The sequence below is a fragment of the Rugosimonospora acidiphila genome, assembly GCF_039543385.1.
Lineage (GTDB): Bacteria > Actinomycetota > Actinomycetes > Mycobacteriales > Micromonosporaceae > Rugosimonospora > Rugosimonospora acidiphila.
The window spans coordinates 333,318-338,733 of sequence record NZ_BAABJQ010000002.1 but is presented as its reverse complement, the minus strand read 5'-3'; the positions used below and the strand labels follow the sequence as shown (position 1 = coordinate 338,733).

Sequence of the window (5,416 nt, the reverse complement as noted above, 5' to 3'; positions counted from 1 at the left end):
TCCGATCGCCCCTGGAGACCCCCGTGGCCCTCAACCTTCCGCTGCTGTTCAGTAACCGGCCGCCGGAGCTGTGCGCCGACGGCATCGCCATCGGCCCGGACGCGCTCTTCGTCGGCGTCAACGACGTGCCGCCGGACGAACTGGCGACGATCGCCGCCGAGCCCCGCCCGGTCGCCTCCGGCCTGACCACGCTGGTGCCGCTGCGGCCCGATGTTGTGGACTGGCCGCGGCTGCAGACCTACCTCGGCCTCTACCCGGCCGAATCGCTCGACAAGACCGTGTTCCACCTGCCCACCTCGGTCTTCGGGCCGAAGAGCCCGGCCGGGCTGGGCGACATCGCCGATCGGCTGGGCGTGCCGGTGCGCTACGCACGGGCGGCGCTGACCGACGACGGCGCCGTCCTGGAGTTGGGCGAGCACCGGATCGTCTACCTGGACGACGTGGGGGAGCAGGTCGGGCCCGGCACCGGCACGTGGGTGCAGATCGCGCCGCTGACCACGCGCGCGGTAGGCGCGTACGAAGAAATCCCGGACGCCGACGTGACGCTCGGTGACCAGCACGCGCGGCAGATGATCGTGCTGACCCCGGACGGGGTCCAGGTGGGCCTGGCCCCGACGCTGGTCCAGCGGGCGTTCCCGCAAGCGCTACGCGGCACGGCCACGGCGGTCGAGCCGGTCGCCGACCCCTTCACCGCCACCGGCACCACGCCGGTCGAGGTGCCCGGCTACAGCGCGTTGCAGTTCGGCCTGCGGGACCTGCCGCCCGGTGGCCACGCCCTGGTCGGAGCCGGCGGCGTCTTCCTGGCCGTCCGCGACCCGCGCACCGGCGCGCTCGGCATGATCGACGTCGCCGCCGCGGCGCCTGCCCTGCTGCCCCGGGAGGCGGGTCCGATCCGCTTCGCGACGTTGCCCGGCGCGGCCAGCGTGGTCGAGCGGTTGTCCGGGTTGCGGGACGGCGTCTTCGGCGTCCGGGACGGCTCGTTCGCCGCCGGTTCCCGGGACGGGCTGGAACTCTTCGCCTGGCAGGCCGCGACCGGCGAGCGGATGTCCATTGAGGTCATCGGTGCTCGGGATGCCGTTGCGCCCTACCTGGGCAAGCTGGCCGAGATTGCCGAACAACTGGACCAGCCGATGATCGTCGCCGGCGTGCAGCGCCCGGGCGGCGTCCTGGCCGGAGGCATCGCCGCGAAGCTCAACGAGCGGTTCGAGGTGTATGGATTCGACAGGACTGTTCCGCTGGTCGTGACGCTGGCCGACCTGGGCCGCTCGGGCGAACTGCTGAAGGTCCTCACCACGCGCAACGCTGCGGTGCTCTACCAGGCGCCCGGCCTCTCCGCCGGCGACGGCCTGTTCGCCAACCTCGGCGAGTCCTGGGCCGTCCGCGAACCCGCCCAGCCCGTGCCGACCAAGGTGGCCGACGAACTCAGCGCGGACCTGGTGCGCGACGGCGGCGGCACCCGGCGCGCGCCGGCCTTCGAGCCGCCGACCTGGTCGGTCGCCTCGTTCCTGACTCAGCGGCTGACCGAGCCCGAGGTGGTCCGCGAGTCGTTCGGCCGGTTCGGCGCCGGCCTCGACGCCGTGCGGGCCGAGGTGGCCCAGGTCGACGACCGGGTGCCGGAGACCTTCGCCGGGCACAAGGCGATGATCGGGCTCGCGGCGAACCGGCACCTGGATTCGACGCTCACCTACATCGCCGACCGGACCAGCCCCGGGGCGATGATCAAGCCGATGGTGGACGCCACCGCAACCGGCTCTCCGGCCGAGCGCGAGGCTCAGCTCAAAGAGATGCTGCCGCATCTGGCCGACCTGGCCGGACACGGCCTCGGCGACGTGGTCAGCCAGCGGATCGCCCAGATCCTGAGCGACATGATCACGGGTGAGCTGGAACGGGGCAAGGCGCTGGAGAGCATCACGCCCCTGGCCGGGCAGCTGTCCCAGGACACAGCCGTCCGCGTCGAGTGGGTCAGGGCGCTGCGGGCGCTGGCCGCGAAGGTACCCACGTATGACGAGATCTTCACCGAGGTGGGTACGGCCATCATGAAGTGTCCGTGACCGGCTCAGCTCGTGAAATCGTGCACCACCGGCCCGGGGCCGAGGTTGAGGCCCGGGATTCGGTGCCCGGGGGATATCCGATCGACCGGGAACGGTGCCCCGGCCTCCACCGGGATCGGTGTCAGGCTCTTGTCGCTGGCCCGCTCGGCCTCCACATAGTTGTTGTAGGAGATCTCCATCCGCTGGATCGCCTCGGAGAGCACGCTGGCCACCGACTGTTCCAGGTTCCGGAAGTCGAGGATGTGGCTGTAGAACGAGCTGCTGCCCGGACCGGTCCACCAATCCTGGTGGATGACGTCGAAATCGTTGGCGATGGCCTTCATGGCCGCGTTGATCGTGTCCCGCTCGACGGAGATCGTCTTGATCGCGGCCAACAGCTTGGGTAGCTCCACGGAGAACAAGAAGGTGCCGTCCTTGTTCGTCTCCGAGATTGGAGCGCCATTGGGATCGGTGACGATGGTCGTCGTCTGGCCGTCATCCGTGTAGATCCACTGGGTGTCGCCCAGTCCGTCGAAGTTGTAGTTGATCGTGACGGTCTCGGTGTTGCCGTCGGAGTCCGTCATCGTCCCGTACGTCGGCTTGCCGTCCCCGTCGAACTCGGTGAAGGTCCAGCCGTTGGCGACCTCCTTGTAGACGTTGCCGTTCGGGTCCTGGTACACCACCGTCCCGTCCGAGTACGTCCAGACCGAGTCGCCGTTCTTGTCCACCGTGATCGTCACCGTGTCGCCGGTCTGCGAGTTCGATCCGCTGGACGGCTTCCCGTCCACGTAGTTGATCACCCAGCCGTCCGGCATCTCCTGCTTGACAACCTGGTTACTGGCCGTGTCGATATAGACCTTGGTGCCGTCCTTGTACGTGTAGATGGCCTGGCCGTTCGCGTACGTGATGTCGGCCGAGGTGCCCGGCTTGCCGTTCTGCGGCGGGATCTCGACGTGGCCCGGGTTTCCGTTGCCGTCGAAGTCGCTGTAGACGGTTCCGTCGGCCATCTTCTCGGTGATGATGGTGTTGGTGGCGGTGTCGTAGGTGACGACGGTGTGGTCGGGGTACGTGTAGGTGGTGTGGCCGCCGTCGTAGCTGATGTCGGCCGACGTGGCCGGTGCCTTGTCGGTGGCCGGGATCTCGACGTGGTGCGGGGCCCCGTTGCCGTCGAAGTCGCTGTAGACGGTTCCGTCGGCCATTTTCTCGGTGATGATGGTGTTGGTGGCGGTGTCGTAGGTGACCACGGTGTGGTCGGGGTACGTGTAGGTGGTGTGGCCGCCGTCGTAGCTGATGTCGGCTGACGTGGCCGGTGCCTTGTCGGTGGCCGGTATCTCGACATGGTGCGCGAGCCCGTCCTTGTCGAAGTCGCTGAAGACCTGCCCGTCTGGCATCCGCTCGGTCAGGATCGTGTTGGACGCGGTGTCGTAAGTGACGATCGACCCGTCCGTGTACGCGTAGACCGTGTGCCCGCCGTCGTACGTGATAGCCGCGGACATGGCCGGCTTGTCGGCGGTCGGCGGGACCTCCACGTGGTGCGGCTGCTCGTTGTCGTCGAAGTCGCTGTACACCGTGCCGTCGGGCAGCTTCTGCGAGAGCAGCGTGTTCGACGCCGCGTCATAGGTGACGACGGTGTTGTCGGGGTACGTGTAGCTGACGTGGCCGTCGGAGTAGCTGATGTCGGCCGAGGTGGCCGGCTTCCCGTTGTAGGCGGGCACGTCGACGTGGTGCGGCTTCTGGCTCGCGTCGAACTGGGTGTAGACGGTGCCGTCCGGCAGCCGCTCGCTGACCAGCGCATTGTTGCTGTCCTGGTAGGTCAGCACGGTCTTGTCGGCGAACGTGTACCGCGTGTATGCGTTGTCGTAGGCGATCTGCGCCGAGGTCGCCGGCGTCGACCCGTGGGCCGGGATGGACACTTCGGTCGGCTTCTGGTTTGCGTCGAACCGGGTGTAGTCGGTGCCGTCGGCGAGCTTTTCGTCGAGGATCTTCCCGTTGCCGTCGTAAGTGACGACGGTATGGTCGGTGTAGGTATAGACGGTGTCGGCGCCGTGGTAGGTGATGTCGGCTGAGGTTGCCGGTTGGCCGTCGTGGGCTGGGATGTCGACGTGGTGTGCCGTGCCGTTGCCGTCGTACTGGGTGAAGTCGGTGCCGTCGGCCAGCCTCTCGTCGATGACCTTGTCGTTGTTGTCGTAGGTGACTGTCGTGTGGTCGGTGTAGGTGTAGACGGTGTCGGTGCCGTGGTAGGTGATATCGGCGGAGGTGGCTGGGTTGCCGTTTCCCGGTGGGATGTCGACGTGGTGTGGGTTGCCGTTGTTGTCGAACTGGGTGTAGTCGGTGCCGTCGGCTAGCCTTTCGTCGAGGATCTTCCCGTTGTTGTCGTAGGTGACTGTCGTGTGGTCGGTGTAGGTGTAGACGGTGTCGTTTCCGACGTGGGTGATGTCGGCTGAGGTTGCTGGTTGGCCGTCGTGGGCTGGGGTGTCGACGTGGTGGGGGTTGCCGTTGCCGTCAAAACTTGTGTAGTCGGTGCCGTCGGCGAGTTTCTCGTCCGTGATGTTGCCGCTGCTGTCGTAGGTGACGACGGTGTGATCGGTGTAGGTGTAGACGGTGTCGGCGCCGTGGTAGGCGATATCGGCGGAGGTGGCTGGATTGCCGTTTCCCGGTGGGATGTCGACGTGGTGGGGGTTGCCGTTGCCGTCAAAACTTGTGTAGTCGGTGCCGTCGGCGAGTTTCTCGTCCGTGATGTTGCCGCTGCTGTCGTAGGTGACGACGGTGTGATCGGTGTAGGTGTAGACGGTGTCGGCGCCGTGGTAGCTGATGTTGGCCGAGGTGGCTGGGTTGCCGTTTCCCGGTGGGATGTCGACGTGGTGGGGGTTGCCGTTGCCGTCAAAACTTGTGTAGTCGGTGCCGTCGGCGAGTCTCTCGTCCGTGATGTTGCCGCTGCTGTCGTAGGTGACGACGGTGTGATCGGTGTAGGTGTAGACGGTGTCGGCGCCGTGGTAGCTGATGTTGGCGGAGGTGGCTGGATTGCCGTTTCCCGGTGGGATGTCGACGTGGTGTGGGTTGCCGTTGCTGTCGAATTGGGTGTAGTCGGTGCCGTCGGCGAGTTTTTCGTCGATGGTGTTCCCGTTGTTGTCATAGGTGACTGTCGTGTGGTCGGTGTAGGTGTAGACGGTGTCGGTGCCGTGGTAGGTGATGTTGGCTGAGGTTGCTGGGTTGCCGTTTCCCGGTGGGATGTCGACGTGGTGTGGGTGGCCGGCGTGGTCGAAGTTTGTGTAGTCGGTGCCGTCGGCGAGTTTCTCGTCGATGGTGTTGCCGTTGCTGTCGTAGGTGACCGTCGTGTGGTCGGTGTAGGTATAGACGGTGTCGATGCCGTGGTAGGTGATGTCGGC

General features: G+C 66.5%; 2 protein-coding genes. One reads left to right on the top strand and one right to left on the bottom strand.

Going from position 1 to position 5,416, the window contains the following annotated elements; genetic code table 11:
• Positions 1-23 precede the first annotated feature (23 nt).
• Positions 24-2,051 (top strand): hypothetical protein, encoded by a 2,028-nt coding sequence (locus tag ABEA87_RS04355; protein ID WP_345626246.1) that lies wholly within the window; start codon positions 24-26, stop codon positions 2,049-2,051.
• A 5-nt stretch (positions 2,052-2,056) separates the two neighbouring features.
• Here the strand turns inward: ABEA87_RS04355 and ABEA87_RS04350 are convergent.
• Positions 2,057-5,416, bottom strand: a 3,360-nt coding sequence (locus ABEA87_RS04350; protein ID WP_345626244.1) for an RHS repeat domain-containing protein, incomplete at its 5' end; no start/stop codon positions are given.